Annotated in this window: 12 protein-coding genes; 9 read left to right on the top strand and 3 right to left on the bottom strand. The window is 63.7% G+C overall.

The genetic code is table 11. The features are described 5' to 3' along the window. The first annotated feature begins 59 nt into the window (after nt 1-59). The 4 genes from B0G82_RS03495 (at nt 60) to B0G82_RS03480 (ending at nt 6,740) form a co-directional block, all read left to right on the top strand. Nucleotides 60-1,847 carry an acyl-CoA dehydrogenase C-terminal domain-containing protein gene (locus B0G82_RS03495; RefSeq protein WP_106282002.1) on the top strand — a complete coding sequence of 596 codons (1,788 nt, stop codon included), beginning with the start codon at nt 60-62 and terminating at the stop codon, nt 1,845-1,847. Nucleotides 1,848-1,974: 127 nt separating this feature from the next. Beyond that, nucleotides 1,975-4,410, top strand: coding sequence for a 3-hydroxyacyl-CoA dehydrogenase/enoyl-CoA hydratase family protein (locus B0G82_RS03490; protein WP_121306659.1), 2,436 nt, complete (start codon nt 1,975-1,977; stop codon nt 4,408-4,410). Between the two features lie 241 nt (nt 4,411-4,651). Further along, nucleotides 4,652-5,851 carry an acetyl-CoA C-acyltransferase gene (locus tag B0G82_RS03485; RefSeq protein ID WP_106281998.1) on the top strand — a complete coding sequence of 400 codons (1,200 nt, stop codon included), beginning with the start codon at nt 4,652-4,654 and terminating at the stop codon, nt 5,849-5,851. Between the two features lie 118 nt (nt 5,852-5,969). Beyond that, entirely contained in the window at nt 5,970-6,740 is a 771-nt protein-coding gene (locus B0G82_RS03480; RefSeq protein WP_121306658.1) for an enoyl-CoA hydratase, read from the top strand. Nucleotides 6,741-6,870: 130 nt separating this feature from the next. Here B0G82_RS03480 and fdhD read toward each other — a convergent pair whose 3' ends face one another. Beyond that, on the bottom strand, nt 6,871-7,710 hold the full coding sequence (gene fdhD / locus B0G82_RS03475; protein WP_121306657.1) for a formate dehydrogenase accessory sulfurtransferase FdhD: 840 nt from the start codon (nt 7,708-7,710) through the stop codon (nt 6,871-6,873). Between the two features lie 146 nt (nt 7,711-7,856). Between fdhD and B0G82_RS03470 the strand changes: the two genes are divergently transcribed. Then, nucleotides 7,857-8,333, top strand: coding sequence for a nitrate reductase associated protein (locus B0G82_RS03470; RefSeq protein WP_116142931.1), 477 nt, complete (start codon nt 7,857-7,859; stop codon nt 8,331-8,333). Nucleotides 8,334-8,492: 159 nt separating this feature from the next. Continuing rightward, nucleotides 8,493-11,612 carry an EAL domain-containing protein gene (locus B0G82_RS03465; RefSeq protein WP_121306656.1) on the top strand — a complete coding sequence of 1,040 codons (3,120 nt, stop codon included), beginning with the start codon at nt 8,493-8,495 and terminating at the stop codon, nt 11,610-11,612. Between the two features lie 19 nt (nt 11,613-11,631). Here B0G82_RS03465 and B0G82_RS03460 read toward each other — a convergent pair whose 3' ends face one another. Continuing rightward, a complete protein-coding gene (locus B0G82_RS03460; RefSeq protein ID WP_121306655.1) occupies nt 11,632-12,246 on the bottom strand; it encodes a glutathione S-transferase N-terminal domain-containing protein in 615 nt (204 codons plus the stop codon). Nucleotides 12,247-12,406: 160 nt separating this feature from the next. Here B0G82_RS03460 and B0G82_RS03455 point away from each other — a divergent pair, with 160 nt between their 5' ends. Both B0G82_RS03455 and B0G82_RS03450 read left to right on the top strand, forming a co-directional pair. Continuing rightward, nucleotides 12,407-13,339, top strand: coding sequence for a LysR substrate-binding domain-containing protein (locus B0G82_RS03455; protein ID WP_121306654.1), 933 nt, complete (start codon nt 12,407-12,409; stop codon nt 13,337-13,339). Between the two features lie 193 nt (nt 13,340-13,532). Then, a complete protein-coding gene (locus B0G82_RS03450; protein ID WP_121306653.1) occupies nt 13,533-13,871 on the top strand; it encodes a DUF4148 domain-containing protein in 339 nt (112 codons plus the stop codon). 70 nt (nt 13,872-13,941) lie between these two features. On the opposite strand, the gene B0G82_RS03445 is transcribed toward B0G82_RS03450, so the two are convergent. After that, nucleotides 13,942-14,337 (bottom strand): acyl-CoA thioesterase, encoded by a 396-nt coding sequence (locus B0G82_RS03445; protein ID WP_106281983.1) that lies wholly within the window; start codon nt 14,335-14,337, stop codon nt 13,942-13,944. A 285-nt stretch (nt 14,338-14,622) separates the two neighbouring features. Here B0G82_RS03445 and B0G82_RS03440 point away from each other — a divergent pair, with 285 nt between their 5' ends. After that, entirely contained in the window at nt 14,623-16,512 is a 1,890-nt protein-coding gene (locus B0G82_RS03440; RefSeq protein ID WP_121306652.1) for an ABC transporter ATP-binding protein/permease, read from the top strand. Nucleotides 16,513-16,530 lie beyond the last annotated feature (18 nt).

Here is a 16,530-nt window from a genome sequence, read left to right as displayed (position 1 = left end):
AAGTTCCGATCCACGGACTCAGCTAACGGCCTGGCTTCTTGTCAAACTTGGAGAGAGTCATGGGACAGTACGCCGCGCCGCTGCGCGACATGCAATTCGTGTTGCACGAACTGCTTAACGTCGAAGCCGAAATCAAGCAGATGCCGAAGCACGCGGATCTCGATACCGACACGATCAACGCGGTGCTGGAAGAGGCCGGCAAGTTCTGCTCCGAAGTATTGTTCCCGCTCAATCACAGCGGCGATCAGGAAGGCTGCACGTATGTCGGCGACGGCGTCGTGACCACGCCGAAGGGTTTCAAGGAAGCCTACGCGCAATACGTCGAAGCCGGTTGGCCCGCGCTGGGCTGCGATCCGGAATACGGCGGCCAGGGCCTGCCCGCGTTCGTCAACAACGCGCTGTATGAAATGCTGAACTCGGCGAATCAGGCGTGGACCATGTACCCGGGGCTCTCGCACGGCGCGTACGAATGTCTGCATGCACATGGCACGCCGGAGTTGCAGCAACGCTATCTGCCGAAGCTGGTGGCGGGCGTCTGGACCGGCACGATGTGTCTGACGGAGCCGCATTGCGGCACCGACCTCGGCATTCTGCGCACCAAGGCCGAACCGAACAGCGACGGCTCGTACGCGATCAGCGGCACGAAGATTTTCATCTCCAGCGGCGAACACGATCTCGCGGAGAACATCGTTCACCTGGTGCTCGCGCGTCTGCCGGATGCGCCCAAGGGCACCAAGGGCATTTCGCTGTTCATCGTGCCGAAGTTCGTGCCGAACGAAGCGGGCGAACCGGGCGAGCGCAACGGCGTGAAGTGCGGCTCCATCGAACACAAGATGGGCATTCACGGCAACGCGACCTGCGTGATCAATCTCGACAACGCCAAGGGTTGGCTTGTCGGTGAGCCGAACAAAGGCTTGAACGCGATGTTCGTGATGATGAACGCCGCGCGTCTTGGCGTCGGCATGCAGAGCCTGGGCCTGACCGAAATCGGTTACCAGAACTCGCTGACGTACGCGAAAGAGCGTCTGCAGATGCGTTCGCTGACCGGCCCGAAGGCGCCCGAAAAGGCGGCCGACCCGATCATCGTGCATCCGGACGTGCGCCGCATGCTGCTCACGCAGAAGGCCTACGCCGAAGCCGCGCGCGCGTTCTCGTACTGGTCCGCGCTGCATATCGACAAGGAACTGTCGCACGCTGACGAATCCGTGCGCAAGGAAGCCGCCGACCTCGTCGCGCTGCTCACGCCGATCCTGAAGGCGTTCCTGTCAGACAACGCGTTCGAGAGCACCAATCACGCCATGCAGATCTACGGCGGCCACGGCTTCATCGCCGAGTGGGGCATGGAACAGTACGTGCGCGACGCGCGCATCAACATGATCTACGAAGGCACCAACGCGATTCAGGCGCTCGACCTGCTCGGCCGCAAGATTCTCGGCGACATGGGCGCGAAGATGAAGAAGTTCGGCAAGCTGGTGTCCGATTTCGTCGAAGCCGAAGGCGTGAAGCCGGAAATGCAGGAGTTCATCAACCCGCTCGCCGACATCGGCGAAAAGGTGCAGAAGCTGACCATGGAAATCGGCATGAAGGCCATGCAGAATCCGGACGAAGTCGGCGCCGCGGCCGTGCCGTATCTGCGCACCGTCGGCCACCTGGTGTTCTCGTACTTCTGGGCCCGCATGGCACGCGTCGCGCTGGACAAGGAAGCGTCGGGCGATCCGTTCTACAAGGCCAAGCTCGCCACGGCTCGCTTCTACTTCGCCAAGCTGCTGCCGGAAACGGCAATGACGATCCGTCAGGCGCGCGCGGGTTCGAAGTCGCTGATGGACGTCGAAGAAGCGCTGTTCTAAGCCCCGGTTTCAGGCAAACATCAAGGCAGGCGCCGCGCGTGTCGAACCCGCGGCGCTTCCCGTCAGCCACACATCGCGAAGCGTCCATGAAGCTTCGCGACATCGCATAACTCCCCGGAGGAACGACGTGAGCAATCTGATCATTCGCAAGGTAGCCGTGCTCGGCGCCGGCGTGATGGGCGCGCAGATCGCCGCGCACCTGATCAACGCCAAGGTGCCCGTGCTGCTGTTCGACTTGCCCGCCAAGGAAGGCCCGAAGAACGCGATCGCGCTGAAGGCGATCGAGAACCTGAAGAAGCTGTCGCCGGCGCCGTTCGGCGTGAAGGACGACGCGCAATACATCCAGCCCGCGAATTACGACGACGACATCGAAAAGCTCGCCGAATGCGATCTCGTGATCGAAGCGATTGCCGAGCGCATGGACTGGAAGCACGACCTGTACAAGAAGGTCGCGCCGCATCTCGCGCCGAACGCGATTTTCGCGACCAACACGTCGGGTCTGTCGATCACCGCGCTGTCGGAGGGTTTCTCGGACGAACTGAAGGCGCGCTTCTGCGGCGTGCACTTCTTCAATCCGCCGCGCTACATGCACCTGGTCGAGTTGATCCCGACCGCGACCACGCGTCCGGAAATCCTCGATCAACTCGAGTCGTTCCTGACCAGCGTGGTCGGCAAGGGCGTCGTGCGTGCGAAAGACACGCCGAACTTCATCGCTAACCGTGTCGGCATTTTCTCGATCCTCGCTGTCGTGACCGAAGCCGCGAAATTCGGCCTGCGTTTCGACGAAGTGGACGACCTGACCGGTGCGCGTCTGGGCCGTGCAAAGTCGGCCACGTTCCGTACCGCCGATGTGGTTGGTCTCGACACGATGGCGCACGTCATCAAGACGATGCAGGACACGCTGAAGGACGATCCCTTCTTCCCGGTCTACGAAACGCCGGCCGTGCTCGCTGAACTCGTGAAGAAGGGCGCGCTGGGTCAGAAGACCGGCGGCGGCTTCTACAAGAAGGAAGGCAAGGCGATCAAGGTGCTCGACCCGAAGACGGGCGAGTACGTCGACGGCGGCGCGAAGGCGGACGAACTGGTCGGCCGTATTCTGAAGCGCCCGCCGGCGGAGCGTCTGAAGCTGCTGCGCGAATCGCAGCATCCGCAGGCGCAATTCCTGTGGGCAATTTTCCGCGACGTGTACCACTACATCGGCGTGCATCTCGAATCGATCGCCGATAACGCGCGCGATGTCGATCTGGCGATCCGTTGGGGCTTCGGCTGGAACGAAGGTCCGTTCGAAGGCTGGCAGACGGCCGGCTGGAAACAGGTCGCCGAATGGGTGCAGGAAGATATCGCGGCCGGTAAGGCGCTCTCGAACGTGCCGCTGCCTTCGTGGGTGCTCGAAGGGCCGGTCGCCGAGCAGGGCGGCGTGCATACGAACGAAGGTTCGTGGTCGCCGGCTTCGAAGGCGTTCGTACCGCGCTCGTCGCTGTCGGTGTACGACAAGCAGGTGTTCCGTGCGCCGCTGGTCGGCGAAACCAGGGCTGATCCGAAGACCTACGGCAAGACGCTGTTCGAAACCGACGCCGTGCGTGCATGGGTCGACGACCGCGCGGGCGAGAACGATGTCCTGATCGTGTCGTTCAAGAGCAAGATGAATACGATAGGACCGTCGGTGATCGACGGCCTGACGCAGGCGATCGAGCTGGCCGAAAAGGACTACAAGGGTCTGGTGGTGTGGCAGCCGACGTCGCTGAAACTCGGCACGCCGGGTGGTCCGTTCTCCGCCGGCGCCAATCTCGAAGAAGCCATGCCCGCGTTCATGATGGGCGGCGCGAAGGGCATCGAGCCGTTCGTGAAGAAATTCCAGCAAGGCATGCTGCGCGTGAAGTACGCGAGCGTTCCGGTCATCTCGGCCGTGTCGGGCATCGCGCTCGGCGGTGGCTGCGAGCTGGCGCTGCATAGCGCGAAGCGGGTCGCGCACATCGAAAGCTATTTCGGTCTGGTGGAAGTGGGTGTGGGTCTCGTGCCGGCTGGCGGCGGCCTGAAGGAAGCGGCGCTGCGCGCGGCGGAAGCGGCGACGCAAGTCGGCGCAACCAACGACCTGCTCAAATTCGTGCAGAAGTCGTTCGAAAACGCGGCGATGGCGAAGGTTTCGGCCTCCGCGCTCGACGCCCGCGCGATGGGCTATCTGAAGCCGTCGGACACGATTGTCTTCAACGTGTTCGAACTGCTCGACGTGGCGAAGAAGGAAGCGCGCGCGTTGTCGTCGGCGGGTTATCGTCCGCCGCTGCGCGTCACGCAAGTGCCGGTGGCCGGGCGTTCGGCGATCGCGACCATCAAGGCGTCGCTCGTCAACATGCGCGATGGCCGATTTATCAGCGAGCACGATTTCCTGATCGCGAGCCGTATCGCGGAAGGGGTGTGCGGCGGTGATGTCGAAGCGGGCAGTCTGGTCGATGAAGAATGGCTGCTGCAACTCGAGCGGCGTGCGTTCGTCGATCTGCTCGGCACGCAAAAGACGCAGGAACGGATCATGGGCATGCTGCAGACCGGCAAGCCGGTGCGCAACTAAGCGACGAGCCCGCACTATGTGCTTGGGGCGGGAGTAAGTGCTGAAGCGCTAACTGCCGCCGACCGCGATGAGACTGCATGGGACGGCAGTAAGCGCTAAAGCGCTAAATGCTGTCGACCGCGATGAGACTGCATGGGACAGCAGTAAGCGCTAAAGCGCTAACTGCCGTCGACCGCGATGAGACTGCATGGGACCAGAGTAAGCGCTGAAGCGCTAACTCTGGTCGACAAAGGAGATTCAAATGGCAAAGCAATTGCAAGACGCATACATCGTCGCCGCGAGCCGCACGCCGATCGGCAAGGCGCCGCGCGGGATGTTCAAGAACACGCGCCCCGACGAACTGCTGGTGCACGCGCTCAAGTCGGCCGTGGCGCAAGTGCCCGGCCTCGATACGAAAGTGATCGAAGACGCGATCATCGGCTGCGCGATTCCGGAAGCGGAACAAGGTCTGAACGTCGCGCGTATGGGCGCGCTGCTTGCCGGCCTGCCGAATAGCGTCGGCGGCGTGACGGTGAACCGCTTCTGCGCATCGGGCCTGACCGCGCTCGCCATGGCCGCCGACCGCATCCGCGTCGGCGAGTCGGACGCAATGATCGCGGGCGGCTGCGAATCCATGAGCATGGTGCCGATGATGGGCAACAAGCCGTCCATGTCGCCGCATATCTTCGATCGCAATGAAGACATCGGCATCGCCTACGGTATGGGCCTGACGGCGGAGAAAGTCGCCGAACGCTGGAAGATCAGCCGCGAAGCGCAAGACGCGTTTTCAGTGGAATCGCATCGCCGCGCCATCGCCGCGCAGCAAGCCGGCGAGTTCAACGACGAAATCGCTGCGTACACCATCACCGAGCGCTTCCCCGATCTCGCCACCGGCGAAGTCCGCGTGAAGACCCGCGAAGTGTCGCTCGACGAAGGTCCGCGCGCGGAAACGTCGCTCGAGGGACTCGCCAAGCTGCGCGCGGTGTTCGCCAACAAGGGTTCGGTGACGGCGGGCAACAGCTCGCAGACCTCGGACGGTGCGGGCGCGCTGATCGTGGTGTCGGAAAAGATGCTGAAGGAGTTCAACCTCACGCCGCTCGCGCGTTTCGTCAGCTTTGCCGTGCGCGGTGTGCCGCCGGAAATCATGGGCATCGGTCCGAAGGAAGCGATTCCGGCCGCGCTGAAAGCCGCCGGCCTGAAGATCGACGACCTCGACTGGATCGAGCTGAACGAAGCATTCGCCGCGCAATCGCTGGCGGTGATTCAGGACCTCGGTCTCGATCCGGCGAAGATCAACCCGCTCGGCGGCGCGATCGCCCTCGGCCACCCGCTGGGTGCGACGGGCGCGATTCGTGCGTCGACCGTGGTGCATGGCTTGCGCCGCCGTAACTACAAGTACGGCATGGTGACGATGTGCGTCGGCACGGGCATGGGCGCGGCGGGCATCATCGAGCGCCTGTGACCGTGTTCACCCCGATGTTCGCTTCGGTCCTCGCGCGTACGCGTTGAGGACCACAGAACGGTTCGCAGGCCATCCGGCTTGCGAACCGTTCTTACATTCTCAGCAGGAGTACGAGGAGATGACGATGGATATTCTGGCCGAGCGCGCCGACGGCGTGCTGACGATGGCTTTCAACCGGCCCGGCAAGAAAAACGCGATTACGGCCGCCATGTATCAGACGATGGCCGACGCGCTGGTCGAAGCGCAAGGCGACGCCGCCGTGCGGGCGATCCTGATTCGCGGCAGCGCCGGCATTTTCAGCGCCGGCAACGATCTCGACGATTTCATGAAGACGCCGCCGATGGGCGAACACGCGCCGGTGTTCCAGTTCCTGCGCGCGATCAGCTCGGCGGAGAAGCCGGTGGTGGCGTCGGTGGCGGGCCCGGCGGTCGGCATCGGCACGACCCTGCTGCTGCATTGCGACCTGGTCTACGCAGCCGATACCGCGAGCTTCTCGCTGCCGTTCACGCAACTCGGTTTGTGTCCGGAAGCGGCGTCGAGCTTGCTGTTGCAGCGCGCGGCCGGCTATCAGGCGGCGGCGGAGAAACTATTGCTCGGCGAAGCGTTCGACGCCGCCGAGGCGCAGCGCATGGGCTTCGTGAATCGCGTGCTGCCCGCCGCCGAAGTCGATGCGTTCGCCGCTTCGCAGGCCGCGAAGCTGGCCGCGTTGCCGGCTTCGTCGTTGCGCGTGACGAAGAGCTTGATGAAGCGCGCGAGCCACCAGGAACTGCAAACGCAAATGTCCGAAGAAGCCGTGCATTTCGGCAAGATGCTGCTCGCGCCCGAAGCGCGTGAGGCGTTCAAGGCGTTCTTCGAGAAGCGCAAGCCGGACTTCCGGCAATTCGATTGAGCGGCGTGCGGGGTGTCCCGGCGATTCCGGCGTGCGAGCGCTCTGGCGTCGAGGGACTTGCCCACTCGCAACTTCAGGCATGAGCGAGTGGAAAGGCTCGCGCGCCTGAATGCTCAGGCGCGTTGGCCACTCAAGGCTGCGTCGACTGCAACGTATCGTAGTCAACGTAGCTTGTCTCGCGGCAGAAGCTCACCAGCCGCACGCCCGCCTTGCGCGCAATCGTGATCGCCAGCGACGACGGCGCCGAGATTGTGGCGACCATCGGCACGTCGACGCGCGCGGCCTTGCGCACCAGCTCGTAGCTCGCGCGGCTGGACAGAAACACAAAACCCTCCTTGGTATCCACGCGGTCGAGCACCAACTGGCCAATCAGCTTGTCGAGCGCATTGTGGCGGCCGACGTCCTCGAACGCGTAGCGGATCGCGCCCGCGGCGTCGCACCACGCGGCGGCATGCAGGCCGCCGGTCAGCCGCGTCAACGCCTGATGCTCGGGCAAATCGCGGGCGGCGCGCGCGATCGCGTCCGGCGCGAGGCGTTGCAGAAAGCCGGTATCCGGCACACGCTCCGGCTGCAGATCCAGCAAATCGATGCTTTCGATACCGCAAACACCGCATCCGGTGCGCCCGGCGAGCGCGCGGCGCTTCTCCTTCAGCGCGACGAAGGCCTGTTGCACCACTTGCAACTGCACTTCGGCATGCGGCAATTCGCCGTCGTCATGCAGTTCGACCTCGATGTCCTGAATGTCGCTGCCGCGCTCCACGATCCCTTCCGAAATCGCGAATCCAACCGCGAACGCTTCCAGATCGCGCGGCGTGCCCATCATCACCGCATGCGAAATGCCGTTGAAGACGAGCGCGACCGGCCATTCCTGACCGACATGGTCGATGACGGTTTCGACCGCCGCGCCGCGATGCCGGTGCACCTGGCGCTCTACCGCGCCCGGCTGCCCGGCTGTTTCCAGTTCGTTCAAGCTAGTTCACTCCTTTGTCATGCCGCGCGCGCGAGCGGTTGACGGCCCGCAGGGTGCAGCCAGCCATGCCGCCGTCGCGCGAATAAGGTTCTAAAATACCCCAAGCTGGGCTTGCGTGTTGCCCGCCATCCAGGAGGGACTCAATCATGGGACTCAACGAAGCACCGCTTCTGTTCAACTTCGAGGTCGCGTCTTCGGAGAATTTCACTTACATCCCGATGTCCGTGCGCTTCAATCTCGACCGGTTCGGGCTGCGCATTTCGCTCGATCAGTGGCAGACGCTGCCGCTCGAAGACCGCAAGCTGCTGGCGCGTTTCCCGGTCGAGGAAGACGCGGAAATCGAGCCGAATTTCGATCATGCCCTGTTCGAAATGCTGCGCACCCACGCGAACATCGAGCCGGAGTGGTTCACACCTGAGGAAGCGCCGGCCTGGCGTCGCACCGACAGCGTGCCGGAGGGTATCGCGCATCAGGCGCAACTGGCCGGTCTCGCCGCGCCGGGCGTCGCCCAGTGGGCCGAACTTGATCCGTTCAAGCGCTACGTGCTCGCCAAGCTGTCGCGCAAGCAGGAGGCCAACCACGACTTCGTCCCGGCCATGAAGGAGTTCGGCGCGGCCGGCTAGATGCGGCCGGCCAGGTTTTTTTCACTCACTACCCTCAATCTGTTCCGAACCCTGCCGTTATCCATGGGTTGGCGCGTAAAGAGACTAGTATCGATGCGGCCCGACGCATCGGCCGCGACCGCGCGCTCCCGCCCGCAGAACGATTGACGTTCGGAACCCATGACTCCTTTTCTATCGAAGCGGCTGCTGATCAATCTGGCGGTCGTTGCCGCGGCGATCGGCGCGAACGCGTTCGTCGCCTATACGCAGATTTGCGGCCAACGCGACGTTGACGCGCGCATGCTGCGTTCGACGAGCGTGCGCCAGCACCTCGACGCCTACCATACGGCGCTCGACGGCGGCCTGGCCGCGCTCGGCCGCTTCGAGGCGTCGCGCGAGTCGGCGCCGGCCAGCGCGGCAGCCGCGGCCGCCGCCATGGCGACGACGCTCGCGGGTCTGGAGCGCGACCTGCGCAATGAACTGGCCGGCGAACCCGCCATGCTCGGCGCGCTCGCAAAGCTGAGCGCGGACAGCCACGTGCTGCAACACGACATCGACGACGCGCTGCTCAGGAGCGCCAGTGCCGGCCCGGACGCCTCGCGCGCGTGGGCGGCTTCGACCTATACCCATCTCGGGCTCGGCCTGGATCGCGTCGAAGCCGGCCTCGCAACACTGCGCGGCGCGGAGAACCGCGCGGTGCAGGCGTCGCTCGCGGCATCGGCGAGCGAAACGCAGCGGGCGATGTTCCTGCTGATCGTGACCATGCTGGGCAGCAGCGTGCTGCTGATCTTCACGTTCGGCGCGCGCGAAAACAGCGCCCGCGAGAAGTTGCGCAGCGTGCGCGCGCTCGGCCGCCACGACGAACGCTTTCGCGGCCTGTTCGACGACCATCCGGTGCCGATGTATATCTTCGATCGCGAGACGCTGCGCTTTCTCGCCGTCAACGCGGCCGCGATCCAGCAATACGGCTACACCGAAAGCGAATTTCTCGGCATGACCGTTCGCGCGATCCGCCCGAGCGGCGAAATCTCGCGCCTCGAAACCCATATGCAGCGCAGCGACGCGGGTCAGCACGGCCGCACCATGGCGGGCATCTGGCACCACCGGCGTAAGGACGGCTCGACGATCAGCGCTGATATTTCGTATCACGCGCTGAACTTCATGGGCCGCGCCGCGTTCTTCGTGCTCGCCGACGACGTTACCGACCAGATCAACGCCGAAGCCGAAGCGCAGCGTTCGAACCAGATGCTCGAAGCGGTGATCGATAATATTCCGCAGCGCATTTTCTGGAAGGACATGCAGTCGCGCTATCTCGGCTGCAACATGGCGTTCGCGCGCGATGCCGGGCTCGCGTATCCGGAGCAGGTAGTCGGCAAGAGCGACGCCGACATGCCGTGGCGCGACTTCTCGACGCTGCTGAGCGACCACGACAAGGAGGTCGTGAGCACCGGCGTGCCGAAGATGAACTTCGAGCTCGATCTGGTGATAGACGGCGTGCACCGCACGACCGTCACGAGCAAGCTGCCGTTCACCGACGGCGACGGCCGCGTGATCGGCGTGCTCGGTTCCTACACGGACATCACCGAGCGCAAGCGCGCCGATCTTGCCTTGCGCCTGCAAAGCCGTGCGCTCGATGCCAGCGTCAACGCGATTCTGATCACCGCGCCGTCGCCGACCGGCAATCTGATCGAATACGTGAATCCGGCGTTCATGCGCATTACCGGCTACGATCCGGCCGAGGTGATCGGCCACGATTGCCGCGTCCTGCAACGCGACGACCGCGACCAGGAGGGCGTCGCCCTGATCCGTCAGGCGCTCGCGGCGAATCGTGAAGTCAGCGCGGTGGTGCGCAACTATCGCAAGGATGGCGCGCTGTTCTGGAATCAGCTCTTCATCGCGCCGGTGCCGAATCAGGACGGCATGATCACGCATCACATCGGCGTGATCAACGATGTGACCGATCTGATGCGCTATCAGGAACAGCTCGAATACCAGGCCAACTACGACAGCCTCACGCGTCTGCCGAACCGCAACCTGCTGCGCGACCGCTTGCAGCATGCGCTGATCGTCGCGCAACGGCATCACAAGGGCGTCGCGGTCGTGTTCATGGATCTGGACGGCTTCAAGAACGTCAACGACAGTCTCGGCCACAGCGTCGGCGACCGGCTGCTCAGCGTGGTCGCCGAGCGCCTCGCGCGCTGCACGCGCACGAGCGATACGGTGGCGCGGCACGGCGGCGACGAGTTCGTGATCGTGATGACCGACACCGTCGACGAACAGTCGCTGATCGCCTGGATGGAGCGCGTGCGCGCGTCGATCTCCGAGCCGGTCTGGCTCGACGGCACCGAACTGTATGTGGGTTGCAGCATGGGCGCGAGCCTGTTCCCGCAAGACGGCGAAGACGCCGAGACGCTGATGAAGAAAGCCGACGTCGCGATGTATCGCGCCAAGGACATGGGTCGCAACACGTTCCAGTTCTATCAGCCGGAGATGAACGCGAGCGCAGGCGCGCGCCTGAATCTCGAACGGCGTCTGCGCCGCGCGTTGCGTGACAACGAGTTCCTGTTGCATTACCAGCCGCAAGTGGATATTGAGAGTGGCCAGATCGTCGGCACCGAGGCGCTGGTGCGCTGGCGCGATCCGGAAGTCGGACTGGTGCCGCCGTCGTCGTTCATTCCGGTTGCGGAAGAAAGCGGTCTGATCGGACCGCTTTCGGAATGGGTGCTGCGCGAAGCGTGCCGCCAGAACAAGGCCTGGCAGGACGAAGGCTTGCCGGCGGCGCGTGTGTCGGTGAATCTGTCGGCGCGCGTGTTCCAGCAGCGCGACATCGCCAAGCTGGTCATGCAGGTGCTGGCCGAGACCGGTCTCGAGCCGCGGTACCTCGAACTCGAACTGACCGAAAGCACCATCATGCGCAATGCGGAAGAAGCGGTGTCGATGCTCAACGAACTGCACGCGCTCGGCATCGGTCTTGCCATCGACGACTTCGGCACCGGCTATTCGAGCCTCAGCTATCTGAAGCGCTTCCCGGTGGACCGCCTGAAGATCGACCGCTCATTCGTCTCCGACATCGGCGTGTCCGCCGACGACGAGACGATCACCTCGGCGATAATCGCGCTTGCGCATTCGCTGAAGTTGCAGGTGATCGCCGAAGGCGTGGAGACGTCCGCGCAACTCGATTTCCTCAAAGAACGCGCGTGCGATGAGATGCAGGGGTTCTACTTCGCGAAGCCCTTATCGACGGACGCGATTTCCGAACTGCTGCAAGGTGGCGTCGGGCGCGAGCTGGCGACGGTTTGAGCCGTTCGCGCCGCGGCGCTCACTGCGCCGGCGTGCTGAGGAAAACCGGCAGACCTTCAGCCAGTTCGGAGAATGACTGCAGGAACGGATGCGCCGTCTTACTGACCGTCCCTGGCAGCATCATCTGCGTGAAGTGCCAGGCGACCGCCACGGTGACGTCGGCGGCGTCGAACTGATCGGTTTCGATGGGCAGCGCCGCCGCCGCAAGCTCGCGTTCGAGTTCGGCGTAAGCGGCGAACAACTGCGTGCTCACGCGATCCAGCCACGGCTCATGCTGTTTTTCCGCCGGCCGCAGATTGCGTTCGTAGACGATCTGCACGGTCTTCTCGCACGCGGCGAGCGCAAGGCCGGTGAGGCGGGCGGCGCGCAAGGCGGCGTCGGGACGCGTCGGGAAAAGCCGCTGATTCGGCCCGGCGAGCGTGGCAAGGTACTGGAGAATCACCGTCGAGTCCATCACGGTCTGGCCGTTGTCGGCGATCAGCGTGGGCGCCTTGACAACGGGATTAATTTTCGCGAACTGGTCGTAGGTGCTGAACACCGAGATCGACTCGTGCTCGAATTCCAGCTTCAACAATTTGAGGCAGATAGCGACCCGGCGTACGTAGGGCGAATCCAGCATTCCGATCAGTTTCATCTCATTCCCGTTAGAACATCTATCATGGCGCGCCCGAACTCCTCATGGCCGTGCAGCTCCGCTTCGGGCCTGGGTCAGGGCACATCGAACCGATAGGTTAAGCATCTCCGCGGCGCAAAAAAAGCGACAATTAACGACGATTTGCGTCAGAATTTCTTACATGAAACCGATCCCGCCTTTGACCGCGCTGCGCTGCTTCGAGGCCGTCGCCCGTTTGGGCGGCGTGACGCAGGCCGCGCGCGAATTGCATGTCACGCACTCGGCGGTGAGTCAGCAGATCAAGGTGCTGGAAGATTCGATGGGCGTCGCGCTGTTCATGCGGGAGGCGCGCGGGCTGCGGTTGACCGAGGAGGGGCGGCTTTACGCGCTCGACATCCGCATGGCGTTGCGCGACATCAGCCATGCGACGCGCCGCGCGCAGGCGCGCCCGCACGAAAGCGAGTTGGTGATCAGCACCTTGCCGTCGTTCGCGCAGCATTGGCTCGTGCCGCGTCTCGCCAGTTTTCGCGACGCGCATCCGTACTACCGGATTCGCCTGCAGACGAGCTTGCAGGTCGAGGATTTCCGCCAGGGCGCGAGCGATATCGGCATCCGCATGGGACAGGGGCATTGGCCCGACGTCGCGCAACAGAAGCTGTTCGACGACGAGATGGTGGTGGTGGCCGCGCCGCATTTCACGCTGGCGCCGCATGGCCGCTTGCCTTTGAGCGCAGCGGAAGTGCTGGCCTGTCCGCTGATCTCGAGTCCCGATACGCCGTGGCACGACTGGTGTCAGGCGGCGCAGGTGGCGAAGCCGGCCGAGGGAGCCGTAGTGCTGTCGGCAAACGATTCGAATATCGTGATCGGCGCAGTGCTGCAAGGCCAGGGCGTCGCGCTCGAGCGGCGCAGCCTGGTTGCGTATGCGCTGGCGCGCGGCGAACTGGTGCAGATCACCGATATCCGCGTGCCGTACCGTTATCCCTATTGGCTGGTCTGGCCGCAACGCGAAATGCTCAATGCCTCGCAGGCGCATTTCGCGCAGTGGATCGAAGGGCAGGTCGACGCCTATCTGCGCAGCAGTGGCGCGCCAGCCGCAGCGATGCGTGCGGGTTAGCCCGTATTCATTCGCATAAACCGTTTTGCGCGGGGGTTTGGGTCGGCTATATTCGTGGTTCCCATCTCAGACCGCGCTGGGAACCACGAAGCACGATTCATGTGGCGTTGCGCCCGATTTTCGCTGCTTGCACTGAGTCATGGGCGTTGCGCCGTCGACTATCCCAATCTGATTGATCCGGCTGGAGAGAGCAATGACGTCGTCACCTGCAAAGAAACTGTCTGTGTTGCTGGCATCGGTTGTATTGAGCGTGGCTTGCGCCGCGCCGGCGTTCGCCCAGAGCGGCGGCGGCGGCGGCGGTCCCGCGGGGAACGACTCAGACGCGGCGGTTCCGTCGGCCGCATCGAAAGCGGCGCCGTCCACCAAAGCTCAGCGCAAGGCCGCGCGCAAGCAGGCGCGGGCGAAGAAAAATGCCGAGTTGAAGAAGTTGGAGGCCAACGGCTATCAGCCGTCGAGCACCGATCCGAACTATCCGAACGACATTCAGAAAGCGCAGAAGAAGGCGGGAATCGGCCAGGCAGCGAGTCAGTGACCCGGTACTACGGTTGAGAACGAACGAGGCGCCGCGGCGCCTCATTTTTTATTGTGCGCACTCAGGGCGCTCAGTCCAGCGCCGGCAGCGCGCGTGGACGCCGGTCGCTATCCGTGGCGACGTAGGTTAGCGTCGCTTCGGTGACCTTCACGAGATCTTCGGTCAGGCTCATGCGCTGCGCGTAGACTTCGACCGCCACGGTGACGGACGTGTTGCCCGTCTTGACGATGTCCGCGTAGAAACTCAGCAGATCGCCGACGAACACCGGCTGCTTGAACACGAACGAATTGACCGCAATGGTCGCCACCCGCCCGTTGGCGCGGCGGCTTGCCGGAATCGAGCCGGCAATGTCCACTTGCGCCATGATCCAGCCGCCGAACACGTCGCCGTGGACGTTCGCGTCCGAAGGCTGCGGCACGACGCGCAGCGCGCAGTGCTTTTGCGGGAGTTGAAGAATATCGGTCATTGGGGGCACTCTTGGGAAACGTGTTGGCTCGGTCGCCTCGACCGGCACGCAGGGCATCTCACGACGACGGTATGGCACGCACCGCGCGGCCAACGTGCCGCCCACGGCGGGCCAACCCATGAAAAGCGGCGCCAGCCGGCTTCTGCGACAATAGAAATATCAGGAATTGTACGGGAAAGCGCCCAGCGAGGTCGCGCGACAAAAAGCAGTGTGCCGGGTAGGCATGCCGCGGTCGGCGCGCCGCTGCGAACTCCGGCATTTCCACACTCTCCCCCGCCGATCCCCATGCGCCGCACGCCCTCGTCCGAACCTTCCCCGATCTCCACCCAGCCGCGCAACGACTGGCAGACGATCCTCTCGCTGCTGCCGTATCTCGCCACGTATAAATGGCGCGTCGGCTTTGCGCTGAGTTGCCTGATCGGCGCGAAGATCGCCAACCTCGGCGTGCCGATCGTGATGAAGCGGATTGTCGACGGGCTCGCCTCGGTGCAGCATCTCACGGCGCTCGGCCGCGCGCACGATTCGCCGGGGATCGTGTTGCTGGGCGGCATCGGCCTGCTGGTGGTCGCGTATGCAGTGGTGCGGTTGTCCACGTCGCTCTTCACCGAACTGCGCGAGATTCTGTTTTCGAAGGTGACCGAAAGCGCGGTGCGGCAACTCGCGCTGAAAGTGTTCCGCCATCTGCATGCGCTGTCGTTGCGCTTTCACCTCGAACGGCAGACGGGCGGCATGTCGCGCGATATCGAACGCGGTACGCGCGGCATCACTCAACTGATCTCGTATTCGCTCTACAGCATTCTGCCGACGCTCGTCGAAGTCGGGCTCGTGCTCGGTTTTTTCGTCGTCAAATACGAGGCGTATTACGCGGTGGTCACGTTCATCGCGCTGGCCGTGTATATCGTCTTCACGGTGAAGGTCACGGAGTGGCGCACGCATTTTCGCCGCACCATGAACGATCTCGATTCGAAGGCGAATTCACGCGCGATCGATTCGCTGCTCAACTACGAGACGGTCAAGTACTTCGGCAACGAAGAGTGGGAAGCGAGCCGCTACGACGAAAACCTCAAGCGCTATCGCACGGCGGCGATCAAGTCGCAGCGCTCGCTGTCGGCGCTGAACTTCGGGCAGCAGGCGATCATCGGCACAGGGCTCGTGTTCATTCTGTGGCGCGCCACGCAAGGCGTGATGGCCGGGCGTCTCACGCTCGGCGATCTGGTGCTGATCAACACCTTCATGCTGCAGCTTTATATTCCGCTGAATTTTCTCGGCGTGGTGTATCGCGAGTTGAAGCAGAGCCTCACCGATATGGACCGCATGTTCACGCTGCTCGGCGCCGCGCAGGAAGTGCCTGATCTCGAGGGCGCTCCCGCGCTGCGCGTGAGCGGCGCGCAGGTGCGCTTCGAGCGGGTGAACTTCGCGTACGAACCGGCGCGGCAGATTCTGCACGACGTGAGCTTTACGATTCCCGCCGGTACCACGACCGCGGTGGTCGGCCATAGCGGTTCGGGCAAATCGACCCTCGCGCGGTTGATGTTCCGTTTCTACGATCTGGACCGCGCGACGGGCGGTGCGATTACCATCGACGGTCAGGATATTCGCGACGTCGCGCAGGATTCGCTACGCGCGTCGATCGGCATCGTGCCGCAGGATACGGTGCTGTTCAACGATTCGATCTACTACAACATCGCTTACGGCCGGCCATCTGCGACACGCGACGAAGTGATCGCGGCGGCGCGCGCGGCGCATATTCACGAATTCATCGAAGGGCTGCCGAAGGGCTATGACACGCCGGTCGGCGAACGCGGCCTGAAATTGTCCGGCGGTGAAAAGCAGCGCGTGGCGATTGCACGGACCATCCTCAAGAACCCGCCGATCCTGTTGTTCGACGAAGCGACCTCGGCACTCGATTCTCGTTCCGAGCGCGCCATTCAGCACGAGCTTGATCAGATCGCCCGCGAGCGCACCACGTTGATCATCGCGCACCGGCTTTCGACAGTGGTGCACGCACAGCAGATCATCGTGATGGACAAAGGGCGGATCGTCGAGCGTGGCACGCATGCGGAACTGCTGCGCGCGAACGGCCTGTTCGCGCAGATGTGGGCGTTGCAGCAGCAACGCGCGGCGGAAGCGCCGGAAGCAGTGGAAACGGTGGGTGCGGGGGGCGGCGGGCGATAAATTTGCGCGGCGATTTTT

It is taken from the genome of Paraburkholderia sp. BL17N1 (genome assembly GCF_003634175.1).
Lineage (GTDB): Bacteria > Pseudomonadota > Gammaproteobacteria > Burkholderiales > Burkholderiaceae > Paraburkholderia.
This window is presented reverse-complemented; position numbering and strand designations above follow the sequence as displayed.